Source organism: Bradyrhizobium sp. LTSP885 (assembly GCF_000938305.1).
GTDB lineage: Bacteria > Pseudomonadota > Alphaproteobacteria > Rhizobiales > Xanthobacteraceae > Bradyrhizobium.
Genome location: NZ_JYMT01000035.1, coordinates 35,127 through 54,221, shown reverse-complemented (window position 1 = coordinate 54,221; position 19,095 = coordinate 35,127). Strand labels below are relative to the sequence as shown.

Here is a 19,095-nt window from a genome sequence, read left to right as displayed (position 1 = left end):
AGCGGACGGCCAGACATGGAATCCCCGCACCCACGTTAGAAATATTTGGAAATGTTGTCGCAAGTGGTTCAAGCTCCAGCGGCTTGGGCAATCGGCAATGTCGTCGATCTTGTTCCGATGAGGAATCCATTGCGACTTAGCCGTCTCGCACAGCTGCCGAGTAGCGTGTGTAGTCGGTTCGGTAGACAAAGCGCACGGCATACGTTCGGACGTCGCGAAGCGATGTGAGAGTTCCCCGTTTCAATCCGTGTCTGTTCGCTCTCATCTACTTTCTGTTTTGCCAACCAGAAGTGAACGTGTAATAGTCAGTCTCGCGACTTGAGGTGGAATGGGAATATGGAAGCCATAGTTCCAGATACGGGGCTGCAGTGTCTGGCGCTTCTTCTCCGTTTCCATCAAGTTCCAGTTGATCCCGCACAGATTGCGCATCAGTTCGCTGGCCGAGCAATCGGTGTGGCCGAGATGCTGCGTTGTGCCAAGGACTTGAAGCTAAGGGCTCGTGCGGTCAAGGAGACGTGGACGGGCTTGATGCGTCTGCCGCTGCCGGCGATCGTGCAGCGCGCCGACGAAAGCTTTGTCATTGTTGGCAAAGTGACTGAGAAGGACGTTCTCGTTCAGGATCCGGTTGCGAAGCGCCCGCAGGCGATCAGTCGTACAGACTTTGAAGCAAATTGGAACGGTTGCGTCGTTCTGATGGCCCGCCGGGCCTCTCTCGTCGATCTGGCGCGGCGTTTCGACATCACCTGGTTCCTTCAGGCGATGTACAAGTATCGCCGACTGCTTGGAGAGGTCCTTGTTGCGTCCTTCTTTCTCCAGCTGTTTGCGCTCGTCACGCCCCTGTTCTTTCAGGTCGTCACCGACAAGGTCCTGACCCATCGTGGGTTTACGACCCTTGATGTCCTTGTCATCGGGCTCATTACCGTTTCCATTTTCGAGACGGTTCTCGGTGCGCTGCGTACTTACGTATTCGCGCACACCACCAATCGCATCGATGTCGAGCTTGGCGCCCGGCTGTTCAAGCATCTGATTGCCCTGCCGATTGCCTATTTCGAGGCGCGTCGGGCGGGCGATTCGGTTGCTCGGGTGCGGGAGCTTGAAAACATTCGCAATTTTCTGACCAGCTCGGCGCTGACGCTCGTGGTCGACCTGGCGTTCACCGTCGTCTTCCTCGCGGTGATGTTTTACTATTCTCCGTTGCTGGCCTGGATCGTCGTGGGGTCGTTTCCGTTCTATGTCGCACTGTCGGTCGGCGTAACCCCTGTATTCCGGCGGCGGCTCGAACGGAAGTTCGACCGCGGCGCTGAAAACCAAGCCTTCTTGGTCGAGAGCGTCAGCGCGATCCAGACCTTGAAAGCGATGGCGATCGAGCCGCAAATGCAGCGGCGCTGGGAGGAGCAACTTGCTGGATATGTCGGTTCTAGCTTCGATGTGCTGTCGCTCGGCAACTGGACCAGCCAGTTCGTCCAGTTCATCAGCAAGATTGTCACGGCGCTCACTCTCTATTTCGGCGCCCATCTGGTCATCGAAGGTCAACTAACGGTCGGCGAGCTCATCGCCTTCAATATGCTGGCTGGGCGTGTCGCCCAACCGGTCTTGCGGCTGGCACAGCTTTGGCAGGATTTTCATCAGGCGCGGGTGTCGATCGCGCGTTTGGGCGATATCTTGAACGCGACGCCGGAGCCGGCGTTCGATGCGTCTCGTGCGGCGCTGCCGTCGATCCGCGGCGACGTAACCTTTGAGCACATCGACTTTCGCTACCGGATCGATGGTTCTCTCGCGCTGCACGACGTTTCACTCAAGGTATCGGCGGGCCAAGTCATCGGTATCGTCGGCCCATCGGGCTCCGGGAAATCGACCCTCACAAAGCTGCTCCAACGCCTTTATGTCCCCGAGGCCGGTCGAGTCCTGATCGACGGCATCGATCTGACGGTGGCGGATGTCGCGTGGCTGCGCCGACAAGTTGGTTCGGTCCTGCAGGAGAACGTGCTGTTCAACCGATCGATCCGGGAGAACATTGCCCTGGCCGAACTTGGTATGCCGATGGAGCGGGTGATCGCCGCCGCTGAACTCGCCGGAGCCCATGAATTCATCCTCGGGCTGCCTGACGGGTACAATACCATGGTTGGTGAGAGGGGAGCGAGCTTGTCGGGCGGCCAGCGCCAACGCATCGCGATTGCGCGTGCGCTCGTCATGAACCCCAGGATATTGATCTTCGACGAGGCAACCAGCGCGCTCGACTATGAGAGCGAGAGCATCATTCAGCGCAACATGCGCCGCATCTCTGCCGGACGCACAGTCTTTATTATCGCGCACCGGCTCTCGGCGGTGCGACACGCCGATCGCATCATCACTATCGAAGGCGGCCGCCTTGTGGAGGACGGCACGCACGAGGAGTTGATGACGAAGGCCGGGCGCTACGCGACGCTGCACCAGATTCAGGCAGGGCTCCATGTCGTCGGCTGAATCCAGGGGGCAAGCGACCGCGGAAATTGTCGCATTTCGGCGCCAACGTGCTGATACCGCGCGTCAGTTTCTGCCGGCCGCGCTGGAGATCCTTGAGACGCCGGCGTCTCCGGTCGGCCGGATGACCGGCGCGACGATCATTCTGTTTTTCGCGGTTGCGGTGGTGTGGTCCATTTTCGGCCGTGTCGACATCATCGCGACCGCTCAAGGCAAGATCGTGCCGACAGGGCGCACCAAGACGATTCAACCGCTTGAGACCGGAATTATCGCTGCAATCCATGTCCAGGACGGCGATCGGGTGACCGCCGGCGAGGTTCTGATCGAACTCGACCGGACTGTCACCCAGGCAGAACGCAAGCATATCGTCCAGGATCTGATTGCCAGTCAGCTCGATGTCGCTCGCCTCGCAACACTACGCGACAACTTTGAGTCCCCGGTCATTCCGCACGATCTGGTGACGTCGGCCGGCGCTTCGGATGCGGATGTGGCGCGGACGAGGTCGTCGATGCGAGCCCAGGCCGGGGAGCAACTGGCAAAACTCGCCGCCATTAGCCGGCAGATCGAACAGAAACGAGCGGAGTCCGATTCAGTGACTGCTGCCATCGCAAAGATCGATGCGTCGATGCCGATGGTCGAGGAGCAAGCCGCCGTGAGGCGCAAGGCGATGGAAATCCAGTATGGCAACCGCATCGCTTATCTCGACGCGCAGACCCGACTTGTCGATCAACAGAGCGAGCGGGTCGTGCAGCAAAGGAAATTTGCGGAAATCACCGCGGCACGTCAGGCGCTGGAGCAACAGATCGAACAGACAAAGGCCGCCTATGAGCATCAGGTCCTCAACGACCTATCTGACGCAGAAAAGAAGGTCGAGGAACTCAGTCAGGATCTCATCAAGGCCGATCAGAAGACCGCCGAGCAGATTTTGCGCTCGCCCATCGACGGCACCGTGCAGCAGCTGGCGATTCACACCGTCGGCGGCGTTGTCACGCCAGCGCAGCAGTTGATGACCATTGTGCCGGTTGACAGCCGTCTTGAGGTCGAAGCGATGATTTCCAATCGCGATATCGGATTTGTCAGCGCCGGTCAGCCGGCCGAAGTCAAGATCGATACCTTCAACTTCACCCGTTACGGCCTGCTGCAGGGAAAGGTGGTGAGCGTGTCGCAGGACGCCATCGTCCGCGACAAGCCGAATGCCAAGCCCGGCGAGCAAAAATCCGGCGGAGCGTTCTCCGACTCCAACGAACCCGACGGGCAGGAGCTTCTCTATTCAGCACGGATCTCACTCGAAGGGACCCGAATGCAGATCGAGGACAAGATGGTCAATCTGGCACCGGGCATGGCCGTCGCCGTCGAGATAAAGACCGGCACACGAAGGCTGATCGAATATTTGATGTCACCACTGCTGCGGTACAAGCAGGAAAGCTTGAGGGAGAGGTGAAGATGTTACCACCTCCGCAATGGGAGAATCGAATTCGACTGGTTGGGAACGTTTGATGGGTGCCAGGCCACTTTGGATGAATTTTGTAGAAATGGGGGACGAGCGTTGGGCTGCTTTACTGAATTGGTGAGTCGTGCACCGTGCAAACTGAAGCAACGGGCTCTCTTGATATGACCGGCGTGGACCCGAATCCAAAGGAGCTGGGCGAGCAGTTTCTCAAGTCGCTCGACAAGACCTATCTCGGCGCGGCGGCGTCCAAGCTTTTCGCGGCGAGTATCGGAGACATGGTCGTGGTCTTGTCGCGTTCGTCCGTGCACAAGCACTATTCTTTGGCCGACATTGAATGGATGGTGCTGCCGCCGGTATTCGCCGGGCAGTTCTATATCGCGGAGGCCGCGGACAAGGAGCGCGGCTTTCGCGCGCCGATCGCCGTGGTGACGTGGGCGTTCGTGTCGGAAGAGGTCGATCGGCGCTTGACTGAGCAAGGCACCGGTCCGCGCACACGTCTACGGCCGGACGAATGGAAGTGTGGCGAAACCGCTTGGTTGATCGATGCGATCGGTAATGCGGAAGGCGTGCGGACCGCGCTGCAATGGCTCGCTGCGGGTCCGTTCAAGGAACGGCTCCTGAAGATAACAATGCGCGGCGCGGACCCCGTTATGGACGTCACGACGCTCCAGACATTGCTGGCAGAGCAAGCCAATATTGGAAGCGCGGAATGACGCCGATGATGCCGTGCGTAGAAGCGCTCGAGAATATTGCCGGGCGGGATGCGGGAGAAGTTCGTTGAACAGGGGCGCCCAAGGATGTTTGGCGATACTCGTGGGCGTGGTCGCGATGATTGCGTTTGGCTGGTGGGGATTTCGTGGCGAGACGACCACACTTAGGTCACGGCTGACGCTTGTGGTTGAAACCCCGGAAGGTGAACGATCCGGTTCGAGCGTGAGTCAATTGACAATCCTCGCCCCCGGACGCTTGAACCGCGCAATAGGATTTTCTTCGCTGAGCACGACGGGTGAGCAAGGTGAGGCCGTTGTTGTCGATCTGGGAGCGCGTGGCGTTCTGTTCGCTACACTCGCGGATGAACGAGCTCTACGGAGCGGTGGATCGGGTATGTACAATGCAGCCCGAGTGCCATTTCCGCAGACGAAATTTCACGGAGAGGTCGGCGAAGGAATATGGGCGAAGGATGATTACACGGCTTATCTTGAGGAGTTGAATCGACGCAAACCCCGCGCTGAGTTGCCATTCGCGGATCTGCCCGTGCTCGTGCGATTTCGGGATCTGTCCGATCCGAGCAGCGTGGTGCAGGTGAGTGCATCTGACTTGGCTGGGAGTTTCGGACCTGGCGTAACGCTCCAGCGTGCATTTGTTGAAATCACCGATGATCCGCCAACAACGGGGATCGAAGCTCGGCTGCCGTGGCTGGTCCGTGCCAAGTCTTCGCCCCGCCTGATCCCGTCACCGCAGGGCATCAGACCGTTGTCTGAAGCCTCCACAGTGGAACTGCTTAGTTTCGACGACTTCCGAAGGAGATTTCCATGACCGACAAACTCGTGATGTATGCGCTCCTCGCGTTAGACGCCTACAATCGGGGGTACGATGCCCAGCTTATAGTACCCGGCACCGGGCTCGGTGATGCCGTGGTGGTCGACACTAGCGGCCTGTTGCCAGCCAATGCGCAGTCTGTCGCGTTCTACGCTTCCGCTTATGATTGGAATGATCAGATTGTCATTTCCTATCGTGGGACCAATCTCACCACATTATCGAGCTTCGCGAACGACGTCATATTCGGGTATGGCGTTGGCGGAGGTTTTGCCCTTTCCTCACAGGCCTACGATGCCATTATTTTCTTCCAACGAATTGCGATTCAGGAGGATCCCTCCCTTGCGCCGGGAGGCGCCGATGCGAGCGACTGGCAATCCGCTGATATCACAGTCACAGGTCATTCCTTGGGGGGCGGGCTCGCGGGATTCGTCGGCGCAATCTACGGCCTCGCGGGCGTTCTGTTCGATAACATGACATTCACTGATGGCGTGAACAACGCATATGGCGATGCGGTGCATAAAACCTATTTCGGTACGTGGGCGCCCTTTCTGTACGGTGCTGGGAACCAACCATATGCGCCAGATTTTTCGAAACTGAGCGCTTACGCGACGAACGGCGAATTGTTGGATGGTCTACTGCTTCGCGCTTTTCAGGTCCCTACGGTCAATCGCGTTAACTCTTATGCCGGTTTCCAGCCTAACGCCATCAATTTGCACAGTCAGTCGCTTTTGACGCTTCTGCTTTATGCGCAGGGGAAGCAGCTCACCAGTTGGAACAGCATTGGATCCGCGCTCTACGATGCATATTTCAGCAGCAGCTTGGGAACAGCGGTTGGCTTCAAACAGGGTGTTACTGGTGCCGGAGAGTCAAGTTCTCAGATGCTTTCCGCTATCGCGTATTCTGCACTCGACAGCGGTAGCATGCCGTTCGGCGATACCGGCATACGGGCGCTTTTCGCAGACGCGGATAAACTTGGGGAAATAGTCAGTCGTTCCGGGTTTTCCGGCGTCATGAGTGGCAACGCTGTAACCAAAGCGTTGGCCGAAATCTTGGTCCAGCATGCCGGTGACCTTGCAAAGTCTGCCAATACCGAGTCGTCCGCGGCGGTTGGAATTTTTTCCGACAACAATAATGTCCTCTCCATCGATCTTAAGTCGGGATGGACCCAGACATTTGCACAGTCGAACCAGGGCAGTTCAAGCGCGGGGACGACGAAGATTGTTGGTCTCGGCGATTTAGTCAATGCCGTTCTTGTCAACGCCGAGGGTAACGTCGGAGCCTATGATCCGCTTCCCCTGTGGGCCTCGAACGGCAATGCTGGTCTGACGACACAGTTGAATGAAATAACCACAATCCAAGCGGCGTCCGGGACCAATGCCTCCCTTTCGGGAGCAGGAGCGCTTCAGGCCAATGATGGCAACCCTGGAGGCGCGCTGCTGATTGGCGGCGACGCACAAGGCACGATTACCGGTAGCGCCAACGGCAATGATCTGATCGTAGGTGGGACGAATGTCACGACTGGCAACGGCAACGACATCATCGTCACGAGCCTCGATTCTGAGACCATCACTTTTGGAACCGGCAACAATCAGGTTCTCGCCGGCGGTGACGGCGTTAATGACACATACAATTACACATCGAACACGGGAACCGATCTCGTTATCGGCAATAGCCAAGGCGGCGACACGTTTACTTTCAACGGGGCTGATCAGGCGGCCTTCACGGTGGTCTGGGGCGGGTCGGGAAACGATACGTTCGACATCAATACGACCGCCGGCAGCAACGCAAACGTACTATTGCTCACCATGAACGGTGTGACGGCGAGCAATATCACCTCGCTCGATATGTCGGCGCTGCAATCCTACGTGGGAAGCACTTATGGGAGCGATAACAGCGGGCCGACGATCGTCCTTCTGAATGCGAGCTCCTCCGACAAGCTGGAATACAATGGATCTGTGGTTTCATCTCCAGGAATTAGTTCCAGCCTCGAAAGTGCCGCCGCCACGCAAGATCTCGGAAATGACGGGTTTACGATCGTTACAACAACTAGTCTGCTCAACGGGCTTGCCGCCAATGGCTTAAGTTATAATTATTCCAACGGTAATAATGCTGCCCCAATTTTGGGACTAGACGCGCCTGGTGGGTCAGGCAGCTTGAATCTCATAAATTTCGCGGACGGCGAGTTTGGCGTCAGTCTGGCCGCCGGCGCCACGCCGGACGAAGTTACGACCACGGCCGTAGACCAGGTATTTCCGAGCGGTGACGAGTTCTCCAACACCTATGTTGGTGGACCTATAATCGATCCAAGCGTACTGACCGGTCCAACTGCGCCGGCTCTCAACATCAACGACTACCTCGTGGCGGCCTCGAATCATGCCTCCGTCACGGCGGCCATGAATGACGACTTCGTCAAGGCGACCGAGAATAATGACGGCGGAGGCGGTAACAGCGGAAGCGGCTCGACTGTGTCGGTCAGCCAGTTCGTATCGGACCAATCGCATTTGGATTTCCAAGATAACGGCTTTCAGGTCGCGGATACGGCGGCTAATATCTCGACCGTCATCGACGAACTGAGCAATGATCCAAATGTTACCGCGATCACGCTGACTGACAGCGGGACGCCGGCCTTGCAACTCAGCGCTTCGCAGGTGGCGTACGATACCGCAGCCTTGAGTGAAATTACGAACGCGACCTATGCCATCGATGTCGACGACACCGCTGCGGACGTATCGGCGAATCTCGACGCGTTGAACGCGAACAACGAGGTCGGTGCAATCACATTGAGCGACGGCGGCACGTCGAGCTTGACGCTGTCGGCCGGCCAAGCACTCCTCGACACAGCGGCTTTGGGAAAGATCACCAATGCCAACTACACGATCGCCATCTCCGATACCGCCGCGGACGTATCGGCTGCCATCGATCTGCTCAAGGCCGATGCGAGCATATCGTCGATCACGCTGATTGACAGCGGCACGCCCACGCTCGATCTTTCCGTGAGCCAGGCGCTCAACGATACCTCGACATTGGCGGAGATTTCGAATGCCGCTTACACGATCCAAATCGAGGATACGGCGGCGAACGTTCTCGGCGAGGCGTCGGCTCTGGGCACCGACGCGCAGGTCGCAGGAATAACGATCGTCGATACTGCGGCTAACGTGATCGCAAACGCGGCGGCCTTGGCGGCAAATAGCCAGGTTACATCGATCGTGGTCGAGGATACCGGCGCCGACATCATGGCGAATGCCGCGGCGCTCGCCGGGAATCCGCAAATCAAGTCCATCATTGTGGTCGACTCCGCGGTGAATGTCTTGGCGGATACCGGCTCCTTGCAGGGCGACGCGATTCTCGTATCCGACACCGCCGCCGATGTGTCCGCGGAACTGGACGCGCTGAACGCCGACATCAGCATCAACGCGATCAATCTGACCGACAGCGGGACGCCCACGCTGACGCTGACCGTCAGCCAGGCGTTGGGCGATTCCACCACGCTCGGTGAGATCGAAAATTCCAGCTATGCAGTCGATATTTCCGATACGGCCGCCGATGTGGCAGCGCAGCTTGATGCGCTGGTGGGGGATGCGCGCCTTGGCTCGATTGCGCTGACGGACGCGGGAACACCAACGCTGACTGTGACCGCGGCGCAGTTTGTCAATGACGCGGCGGTCCTTGCGGATATCAGCAATTCGAATGCCGCGATCGACGTATCAGATACGGCTGCGAACGTTGCAGCAAATATCGATGCGCTGGCTAGCGATTCCAAGCTTGCCTCGATCGACCTGACCGACAGCGGAACGCCGGCGCTGAGTTTGGATGCAGCGCAGACGCTCGGCGACACGGCGGCTCTGGCCAAGATCGCCAACCCGGCCTATTCGATTTCCCTGTCGGATACGGCAGCCGACGTTTCCTTCACGATTGACGCTCTGAACGCCGACAACAAGATCAACTCGATTACATTGACGGATAGCGGAACGCCGTCTCTCATGCTCTCAGCAGCCCAGCTGCTTGGCGATACGACCGCGCTCGGCGAAATAACGAATGCTGGCTACCAAATCGATATCTTCGACACCGCGGCCAACATTTTGTCCAACAATGCCGCCTTCGCGGCTAATTCGCACGTTGCTTCCGCCATCGTGGTCGATTCTGCCGCGACGGTCCTCGCTCAAGCGGCGGCTATTGCGGCCGATACAAAAGTCAGTTCAGTCTTCGTGTCCGACACCGCGGCCAATGTCTCTGCCGATATTGACGCCCTGAACGCCGATGGCGAACTCAGCGCGGTCGCCCTGACGGATAGCGGCGTTCCGACGCTGACGCTGTCCGTCGCGCAAGCGCTCAATGACGGGCACGTGATCAGCAACATCGTCAATACCAATTTCAAGATCGCGATATCAGACACGGCCGCCAACGTCGCAGCCAATATGGACGTCCTGAACGCCGATGGAGCGATTGGCTCGATCAGCTTGACCGACAGCGGAACACCGACATTCGATCTCACTGCCGGGCAGGCTCTTGTCGATTCTCAGGTGCTCTCCAAGATCACAAATCAGGACTACGCAGTCGAAATTTTGGGTGATGCGGCGGACGTCGTCGAGGATGCGTCGGCATTGACCGCCGACGGCAACATAACGAGCATCGCCGTCACGGATACGGAAGCTAACGTTTCGGCGAATTTCGACGCTCTTGGTGCAATCGCCTCGCTTAGATCGATTGCGCTGACCGATTCTGCCGGTTCGAGCCTGGTCCTGTCCGCGAGCCAAGCGCTCGATGACACGGCCGAACTTGGCAAGATCGCGGGCGCATACTCGATCATCGTGACGGATGACGTGGCCGATGTTCTTGCCGACGAAGCCGCGCTGTCCGACGACACTGACGTGGCTTTTGTGGAAGTAACCGACACAGCGGCTAATGTCCTGGATAACGCCGCTGCGCTAGCCGCAGATGGCAAGGTGATCTCGGTCACCGTTTCGGATGCGGCCGCTAACGTAGCGGCCGATGAGAGCAGTCTTGCAGCCGACACGCAGGTTCGCTCTGTCAACGTCGTCGATAACGTCGCGAATATCTTGGCGAATGAGGCGACGCTGCGTTCTGATTCTAAGCTGCGTTCGATAGTGGTTGTGGATACTGCGACAAACATCGCCGCCAATATTGCCGCCTTGAGCCAGGTAACGAGCGGCACGGGGATCAACATGAAGATCGCCAGCACGGCGGCGCTCACACTGTCGGTCGCCGCGGCGCTCGACACGGTGAACACTTCCGGGAGCTTCACGATCGATGTTGTCGATACCGCGGCGAACATTGCTGCGAATATCGATCAATTGAACGAGATGTCATCAATCGGCTCGATCGCGCTAACAGATGGCGGCGTTGCGACGCTGAACCTGACAGCTTACCAGGCCCTCGTTGACCGGACGGCGCTCGGATTGATTGGCAGCTCAAACTATCAAATCGCAGTCGATGATACGGCGGCGGATGTTTCATCCGGTATGGATGCACTTAACGTCGATGGCGCTGTCGTGTCTATCACGCTGAGCGACACCGGAACGCCGACACTGGCGCTGACGGTGGCGCAGGCGCTCAATGATACGAGCGCCTTGGGCAAGATAACCAACGCTGAATTTGGGGTTGCCATATCGGATACGGTGGCGAATGTGTTGACCAACGCCACGGCGCTACAGGCCGACTCCCGGATCGGGTCGATCAGCATCGTTGACACCGCGGTCGATATCCTGAGCAATCAGGGCGCTCTGGCAACCGACCCACAGGTGACGGCGGTGACAGTCGCGGATACGGCGGCGAATGTCATCGCTAATAGCGCAGCGTTGAGTGGCGACAGCCAGGTCACGGCAATCGACGTTTTGGACACGGCGGCAGATATTTCGGCGAACTTCGACGCCTTGAACGGCCTTACAGGCCTCTCCTCGATCCAGGTAACTGACTACAATGACCTGACACTAACCGCCGCGCAAGCGCTGAACGACACCAATGCGGTTAATGTGGCCGAGAATTCCGGCGTATCTGTCGATGTGTCCGACACCGCTGCCAATATTGCGTCGAATCTTTCGGCATTGACGGCGGATCAGCAAGTCAACTCGATCGCGATCGTCGACACCGCCGCGAACGTTGTAAATAGTCTGTCGGAGTTGGAGGCGGCCCAATATCGCGGTTCAATAACCGTTGGGGATACAATCGCGAACATTCTGGCCAACCGACCGACATTAAACGAAAGCTCATTGAGGGGGATACAGTACTTGATCGCTCAGCCGGTCGTGACGATCACAAGCGCGGCTGAAGGTAGCAATGTCGCGGCGCAGACGATCGCGGGTGTCGTTGCTTCCTGGGGCTCCGGTATCGTGGTCGGTCAGACTGTTACCTTGACAGACAACGGCGCGATGTTGGGAACCACGACGGTCCAATCGGATGGGACCTTTACGACGACGATTACACTGCCGAACGAGGGGGACAATGCAATCGTTGCGAGCGTGACCGACAGCAATGGCGTCACCGGCACCAGCGAAGTGATACCGAAGGTCGATACGCTGGACGATATTGACCCGACGGTCACCATCACCAGCCTGCCGGAGAGTAGCAATATCGCAGCACAGACCATCACGGGCACGGCTGTTTCGGGCGGTGCCGCGCTGGTGGTTGGGCAGACGGTCACCTTGACGGATAACGGCACGGCACTTGGCACCGCGACAGTCCAGGCAGATGGCGGCTTCACCGCGACCGTGACGCTGCCGAACCAGGGCGCGAACTCGATCGTAGCTGCTGTGACCGACAGCTATGGCAACACAGGCAGCAGTGCGGCGGTCGTGGACACGCTGGAGAACACGCCGCAGACGGTCATCACGACGGAGGTGCTGGCGAACGACACGGGCCCCTCGCAAACCGACGATGTGACCAGCGACGGTCACGTCGCCTTAACGGGAACGGTGGCGAGCGGATCAACGGTCGCGATTTTCAACGGCACCCAAAATATCGGCGATGCGACCGTCTCCGGGACGGGCTGGACGTTCTCGACCGATCTCGCGGAAGGTACGTATCAGCTCTCCGCGGTCGCAACGGACACCGGCGGAGGCACGACGACGAGCGCGCCGGCGGCCACTATTGATGTTGATACCACGGCTCCCCAGCCGGTGATCTCCGGAATAGCCCAGGGTCAAAGCACGACCCTTGATCTGAACGGAACGTCGGAGGCCAGCAGCGTCGTGCAGGTGTTTGACGGAACGGCGCTCCTCGGCACAGCAACAACAGACGCCTCCGGATTGTGGAGCTTCACCACGGCTTCGCTGGCGGACACGCTGCACACGTTCACCGTGACGGCAAGCGATCTGGCCGGAAACGTCGGCTCAGGTGCGGGCATCGTGCAATACGGCGGTTCGGGTGTTGACGTCGTCGATATGACCGGAACGCTGCAGGCTTCGAATTTTGCCTATAGCGCTACAGGTGCGGACTGGCAGGTCAGCACGACGGGCCCAACCGAGACCCTTTCGCGCGTAGAGGCTGTCGTCGATGGGACCGGTCATCGATTCTTGCTCGTAGGGGGCGGCAGTCAATACACCACGATCCAGGCCGCGGTGAATGCCGCTTCGAACGGTGATACGATTCTGATTGCTCCGGGAAGTTATACCGAGGATGTCGCGATTACCGGGAAGGCTGTAAGCCTCGAGGGTTTCGGTGGCACGACCCTGCATGGGAGCATTACGGAATCAGGTACGCTCGATGGCGCGCTGACGATCGACGGTATCGCCGTCGATGCGTCTGGCAAGCAATACGGCGTATTGGTGTCGGCAAACTCGACGAATTCTGCCGGCTCCGTGACGCTGGACAATGCGTCCGTCGCCAACGCTGAATTGAACGGCTTTGCCTATATCGAAAGCGGAAACGGTTCGACGCCGACCAACACCGATACGGTCGGATCGATTTCGATCCTGAATTCCGTATTTTCAGGGAATGCGACCCAGACCAGCGGAGCCAATGGTCGGGGCGACATTCTGCTCTACGGCTACAACGGGAATTTCACCGTCAACGGTGTGACTATCGAAAATCCCGGTGCGGGTGCGCAAAAGGCAATCCAGATGCGCGGTGTTCAGACCAGTGCAAACACCGTCGACGTCGGACCGTATCAACCGAGCGGGAATATTTCTCTGACCAATCTGAATGTTTCGGGAACTTATGCGCAAGACCTGCTGGCGTTCTATCGATTTGCGGATCTCGGATCGTTCAACGCGAGTGGGGTTACATTGAATGCCTCCGCGCCGTGGGGGTTGCTGAATTTCGATGAAGTCGGCGGCACCGTCGATTTGTCGAACGGGATCACCGCGACCAACCTCGCACCGGGAGCTCCTGTCGCGGTTGAGCAAAGCCTCAATTCGAACAGTACCTTCGTTGGCACAAGTGGAAGCGATGTTTTCGTGAGCAACGGCGGGGTTGCCTCGGCGGTCGGTGGAGCAGGCGATAACACGTTTGTTGCTTCTCCCAACACCGGCCAAACTACGATTTACGCAAATCAGGTTGCTGGATCGACAAACGAACTCGATTTCACGGGAGGGATAGCGGATCAGAATCTCTGGTTCGAGCAATCCGGGAATGATTTGAAGATTGATCTGTTGGGAACAAATACACAGGTAGATGTGAGCGGCTGGTTCGCAAGCGGCAACAACCAGTTGCAGGAGATTTCTGCGGGCGGCCTGAAAATTGACAGCCAGGTTTCTCAACTCGTGCAGGCAATGGCGACCTATTCAGCCAATAACCCTGGGTTCGACCCGACGACACCGGGCGTTGGCAGCGTTCCGAATGATACAACTCTGCAAAATACAGTCGCCGCTGCTTGGCATGCCTAGATCCGGAAGTTCTGGATGATCAGGACGCAAAAGCGCCCGGTGGCCCGATGGCCGCCGGGCATTTTTGCATTTTCAAAGCTCATTTTCCACTCACTGACGCTTGGCTAAGTTCGTCGTGCAGCTGGCGGACCTCAGCTCCTGAGGTACGATATTGTGCGGAAAGCATATGCGAGGGTGCCTTGATCCTCGGTGAACCGTCGATAGACTGCCTGGTAGGTCGGGCCAGATGCCGATCGCCCGAAGGGATGAACCAAGGAAACGTCAAATGGCTGGGGACAGCCGCAAGCTTGATGCTATCACGCTGGCAGGTTCAGAGTCTGACGGCAGTGCGGTCATGGTCGCACGGGCAAAGGAACTTATTCCCCTGTTGCGTGAACGGGCGCGCAAGACCGAGGAACTGAGGCGATTGCCACCGGAAACCGAGCGCGACCTTCATGACAGGGGGCTGTTTCGGATACTGCAGCCTACGCGCGTCGGCGGAAGCGAATTCGACTATGTTGCCTTGGTCGACTGTGCTGACGCCCTCGGTCAAGGCGATGCTTCGGTCGCGTGGAATTTTGCCAATCTGGCCAGCCATCACTGGATGCTCGGCATGTTCGCGCCTGAAGCGCAGGACACGGTCTGGAATGAGAATCCAGGCACCCTGATAGCATCATCGTTCGTATTTCCAGCCGGCCGAGCCAGAAGGGCCGAGGGTGGGTACCTGCTGAATGGTCATTGGCCGTTCTCGTCCGGCGTGGAGTCGTGCGAATGGAACATGCTCGCCAGCATCATTGAAACTGACGATGAAGCTGACGGCATCGAGTATCGACTGTTCCTGCTAAACAGGCGCGACTACAGGATCAACGACACCTGGAACGCGACAGGATTGGGGGGAACGGGATCGAACGACGTTCAAGTGACGGATGTATTTGTCCCCCAGCATATGACGATCGCTGTCAGCGATCTGACGGGCGGTCCAACGCCGGGAAGCGCCGTCAACCCGAACGCGCTCTACGCGCTTCCGGTATTTTCGCTGTTTCCATACGTATTGTCGGGGGTCGGGCTTGGTAATGCGCAAGCCTGTTTGGACGACTACGTCGAGATCGCACGACATCGTGCTTCGACGTATAACAGGGCCAAGCTCGGTGACATGCAGACCACACAGATCAAGATCGCCGAAGCATCAGCCAAGATAGATGCGGCGCGCCTCATCATGCGAACCAACTGCATCGAGGTATTGGCCGATGTCCGGCATGGTCATGTTCCGAATATCGCGGCGAAGACGAAACTGCGGCGTGACGGTGCCTTCTCGGTCAACCTGTGTACCGATGCAGTGTCTCTTCTGTTTACGGCGAGCGGAGCCCGCAGCCTGTTTACCTCTGGAGCCCTGCAACGGCAGTTCCGTGACGCACATGCGGTGAATTCGCACCTCGCATTCAACTTCGACGCGGCGGGGACCAACTACGGGCGGGTCGCGCTAGGGCTGCCATCCGAGAATCTGACGCTCTGAGGCCGGTGGATGTCTGACGCACCTAAACATCCCGCAGATCCGGCCAACGAGCTCGCAAGCGATAATTCGTCGATTGATCCCCGTGATTTCCGAAACGCGCTTGGTACGTTTGCGACCGGTGTCACCATTGTCACGGCGATGTCGGCCGAAGGAAAGCCATACGGAGTGACGTGCAACTCCTTTGCGTCGGTGTCTCTCAATCCGCCACTCGTGCTGTGGAGCCTCGGCATGTTTTCGCAAGGGCTCACGGTTTTCCAGAATGCCAGCCATTTCACGGTGAACGTCCTTGGTGCTTCGCAGCATGTATTGGCATCGCAATTCGCAAGGTCGTCCGGAGACAAGTTCGCCGGTGTGAGCTGGGCACCTGGCCTCGGAAATGCTCCCGTGCTTGCCGACGTGGTCGCCAGCTTTCAGTGCCGGGCCGCCAACCGCTATTATGGTGGTGACCACGTTATTTTCCTCGGTGCAGTGGAAGCCTACGCCTACAACCGGCAAGAGCCTCTGTTGTTCGCGCAAGGTGGTTTTGGCCGATTTCTTGCTGGTGATGGTGACAAGGCATCATGAACCGAAGAACGCCGGCGAAACGGACAGTGGCCAAGCAACGGCGACTATCGGCCGATGACCGCCGCAACGAATTTGTGACCAAGGCGACCGAACTTTTCGCGGAAGAAGGGTTTGGCGGCGGCACCAGAGCACTTGCGCGCAAACTCGGTGTGACCCAGCCGCTGCTTTACCGATACTTTCCGAGCAAGGACGACCTCATTAAGGAGGTCTACCGTAAGGTATATCTCGGACCGCTCGAGACCGGTTGGGAAACCTCGCTATCGGATCGGTCCCGTCCGCTCCGCGAGCGGCTGCAGGAGTTTTATCAAGCCTATACGGACACGATCTTCACCCGCAAATGGCTTCGAATCTATCTCTATTCGGGTCTAAAAGGCCTCGACATCAATCGTTGGTACGTCGGCATGGTCAAGGACAAGATCCTGACCCGCATCGTAAAGGAATGCCGCCACGAGGCGGGGCTTGTGGTGCAGACCAGACCAAGTGCGGCCGAGCTGGAACTGGCCTGGGTGTTTCACGGCGGCATCTTTTACTACGGCGTGCGGAAGTACATCTATGAAGCGCCTGTTCTCGAGGATAAGACGCAGATGATAAGCGATGCGCTGAACATCTTTCTGGCGGGATTTGAAAGGATAGCCGAAAGCTCGACCGATCGCTCGCCGGCGCCGATCAAGGTCATTGGTTGAGTCGCGTTACTTCGTCATCTCGCCACGATACCAATCTCCAATCTCACTCGCCGTCATCAGTGCTACGCCGTCATGGCCGATGACATAATCGAGCAGGGCCTCCAGATACTTGATCCGATGGGGTACCCCCGTGATGTAGGGGTGTACCGAGATTGCCATGATCCGGGCGTTTTCCGCTCCTTCAAGATAGAGCCGGTCGAACTGATCGGTGCAACGCTTCAGGAACTCTTCCGACGGAAGGTGCTGCAGAGCGTGAATGACGATGTCATTGGTTTCGACGGAATAAGGAATCGTCGTTATGGTTCCATGCGGTGTTGCGATGTCTTGCGGAAGGTCATCGATCACCCAGTCTGCCAAATATTCGATCCCGTTGAGACGCAAGAGGTCGAGGGTTTCTTCCGTCTCCGTTAGGCCCGGGCTTTCCCACGATCGCGGCGGCTTTCCCGTAAATTTCGCGATCGTGTCGACTGAGCGCTTGATCGCATCGGCCTGGTTTTCGACCTTGTGCATCGGTCCCTGAATGAACCCGTGTCCCATGAATTCGAAACCTGCCTCCAGCGCCGCGGCGGCCACGCGCGGATAGGAACTGCAGACATTGGCATTTATGGCCAGCGTCACGGGTATCTTCCGATCGGTAAGCGCCTTGAATTGTCGCCAGAAGCCGGCGCGCATCCCGTATTCATGCCATGACCAGTTTGGGACGTCGGGTAACAGCGGCTGGCCCATCGGTGGGCTAAGAACGGTACGTGGCATGGCATTCTCGATACGCCACTCCTCGACGTTGAGGATGACCCATACCGCGAGCTTCTTGCCGGCAGGTAATGTGAGTTTCGGTCGATCGACCTGAGCTAGATAGGGAATGCGATCAGTGAGGGCCACGTCAGGAACTCCTTGATCACGCCGATGATCCGACAGCGGCGGCATTGACCCGCGGCAAAACCTTCTCGGCCATCAGGATCATCGATTGACGGCCGAGTTCGCGATCCTTCCAGTCTTTGCCTGCATAAAGCAGTGTTCCGAAAGTGCCGACTTCCTCCTGGAACGACAGCAACTGGTCGGCCACGCTTTCGGCCGTGCCGTAGATGATGAGCTTGTCACAGATCGACTCCAGCGTGATCTCCGAGTCTGGCTGTTCCCGCCGTGTCTTGAACAGCTCGAGTCGACCGCTGCGTTTCAGCTTCGTGAACAGCTGGTGATAGTAGTACGCGTAAGGTCCGTCAGGGGCTGTAGCGTAAGCCTTCGCCGTCGCCTCGTCCTTGGCAACGAACACGCTTTTGGCGACCCGCCAATTGGCGGCGTCAACCGTACGATTCACGCGCTCGCAGCCTTCGACATATTTCGGCCAGTGGCTCTTCACCCAGGTTGGCATCAGGAAGTTTGCCGAGATCGGGTCCCAGCCCCGTGCTGCTGCTTCCGTGACGCCCTTTGAGAACGGGGCGACTGCGGTCACGACGATTGGCGGGTGCGGGATTTGCAAGGGGCGGGCTATAAATCCTTGCCCGATGTCTTCGATCAAGGTCTTCCTGACCGAGATGTTCCAATATTTGCCCTGCAGGTCATAGGGCGGCTTACCGGCCCAGATATCAAGCACCTGATTGATTGCCTCGAGGAACATCGCGTTACGATCCGCGTCGAGATTGCCGAAGATCTCTGCGTCAGAGAGCAATCCGCCGGGGCTGATGCCAAGGATGAAACGGCCATCGAGCATATGGTCAAGCATCGCGACAGAGGCGGCGACCGCAGCTGGATGCGTGTTCGGCATGTTGATCGTGCCGGTTCCAAGCTTGATCTGCCGGGTGGCAGCTGCAATCCAGGCGATGAAAGCAATGCTGGAGGTGATGTTTTCGGCCTTGTCGGTGACGTGCTCGCCGACATAGGCCTCGCTGAAGCCGAGCTCGTCGGCGAGCAGGAACGCTTCACGATCCTCCCGGAGCGACTGCCGCCAATCCTTGTCGATAGGATGGATCGGCATCGTAAAGAACCCGAGCTTCATGATCTGCTGCTCCCCGCGGGCAGACTTTTCTGTCGGCGAGGAACGTGCGTCCTTCGCGACCCGATGACAAGCCC

The 19,095-nt window shown here is 58.1% G+C and carries 10 protein-coding genes; 8 read left to right on the top strand and 2 right to left on the bottom strand.

Annotated elements, in window-relative coordinates:
- Positions 1-336 precede the first annotated feature (336 nt).
- From UP09_RS21715 to UP09_RS21685, 8 genes are all read left to right on the top strand, one after another.
- Complete coding sequence (locus UP09_RS21715) at positions 337-2,463, top strand: type I secretion system permease/ATPase (RefSeq protein WP_044540323.1); 2,127 nt, start codon at positions 337-339, stop codon at positions 2,461-2,463.
- Positions 2,450-3,901, top strand: coding sequence for an HlyD family type I secretion periplasmic adaptor subunit (locus UP09_RS21710; RefSeq protein ID WP_044540322.1), 1,452 nt, complete (start codon positions 2,450-2,452; stop codon positions 3,899-3,901). The genes UP09_RS21715 and UP09_RS21710 overlap by 14 nt, the downstream gene beginning before the upstream one ends.
- Before the next feature lie 170 nt (positions 3,902-4,071).
- Positions 4,072-4,623 carry a toxin-activating lysine-acyltransferase gene (locus UP09_RS36400; protein ID WP_052833170.1) on the top strand — a complete coding sequence of 184 codons (552 nt, stop codon included), beginning with the start codon at positions 4,072-4,074 and terminating at the stop codon, positions 4,621-4,623.
- Positions 4,624-4,723: 100 nt separating this feature from the next.
- A complete protein-coding gene (locus tag UP09_RS37725; protein WP_197082714.1) occupies positions 4,724-5,446 on the top strand; it encodes a hypothetical protein in 723 nt (240 codons plus the stop codon).
- Positions 5,443-14,289 (top strand): Ig-like domain-containing protein, encoded by an 8,847-nt coding sequence (locus UP09_RS21700; protein WP_156164716.1) that lies wholly within the window; start codon positions 5,443-5,445, stop codon positions 14,287-14,289. Before UP09_RS37725 ends, UP09_RS21700 begins: the two co-directional genes overlap by 4 nt.
- A gap of 334 nt (positions 14,290-14,623) precedes the next feature.
- Entirely contained in the window at positions 14,624-15,781 is a 1,158-nt protein-coding gene (locus UP09_RS21695) for an acyl-CoA dehydrogenase family protein (protein WP_245302134.1), read from the top strand.
- A gap of 9 nt (positions 15,782-15,790) precedes the next feature.
- Positions 15,791-16,345, top strand: coding sequence for a flavin reductase family protein (locus UP09_RS21690; protein ID WP_044540320.1), 555 nt, complete (start codon positions 15,791-15,793; stop codon positions 16,343-16,345).
- Positions 16,346-16,371: 26 nt separating this feature from the next.
- Positions 16,372-17,028: a TetR/AcrR family transcriptional regulator gene (locus UP09_RS21685; RefSeq protein WP_245302108.1), complete on the top strand. Its 657-nt coding sequence runs from the start codon at positions 16,372-16,374 to the stop codon at positions 17,026-17,028.
- A gap of 6 nt (positions 17,029-17,034) precedes the next feature.
- Here the strand turns inward: UP09_RS21685 and UP09_RS21680 are convergent, their stop codons facing one another.
- Positions 17,035-17,907: a polysaccharide deacetylase family protein gene (locus UP09_RS21680; RefSeq protein ID WP_044540462.1), complete on the bottom strand. Its 873-nt coding sequence runs from the start codon at positions 17,905-17,907 to the stop codon at positions 17,035-17,037.
- Positions 17,908-17,923: 16 nt separating this feature from the next.
- Positions 17,924-19,021: an LLM class flavin-dependent oxidoreductase gene (locus tag UP09_RS21675; RefSeq protein ID WP_044540318.1), complete on the bottom strand. Its 1,098-nt coding sequence runs from the start codon at positions 19,019-19,021 to the stop codon at positions 17,924-17,926.
- Positions 19,022-19,095 lie beyond the last annotated feature (74 nt).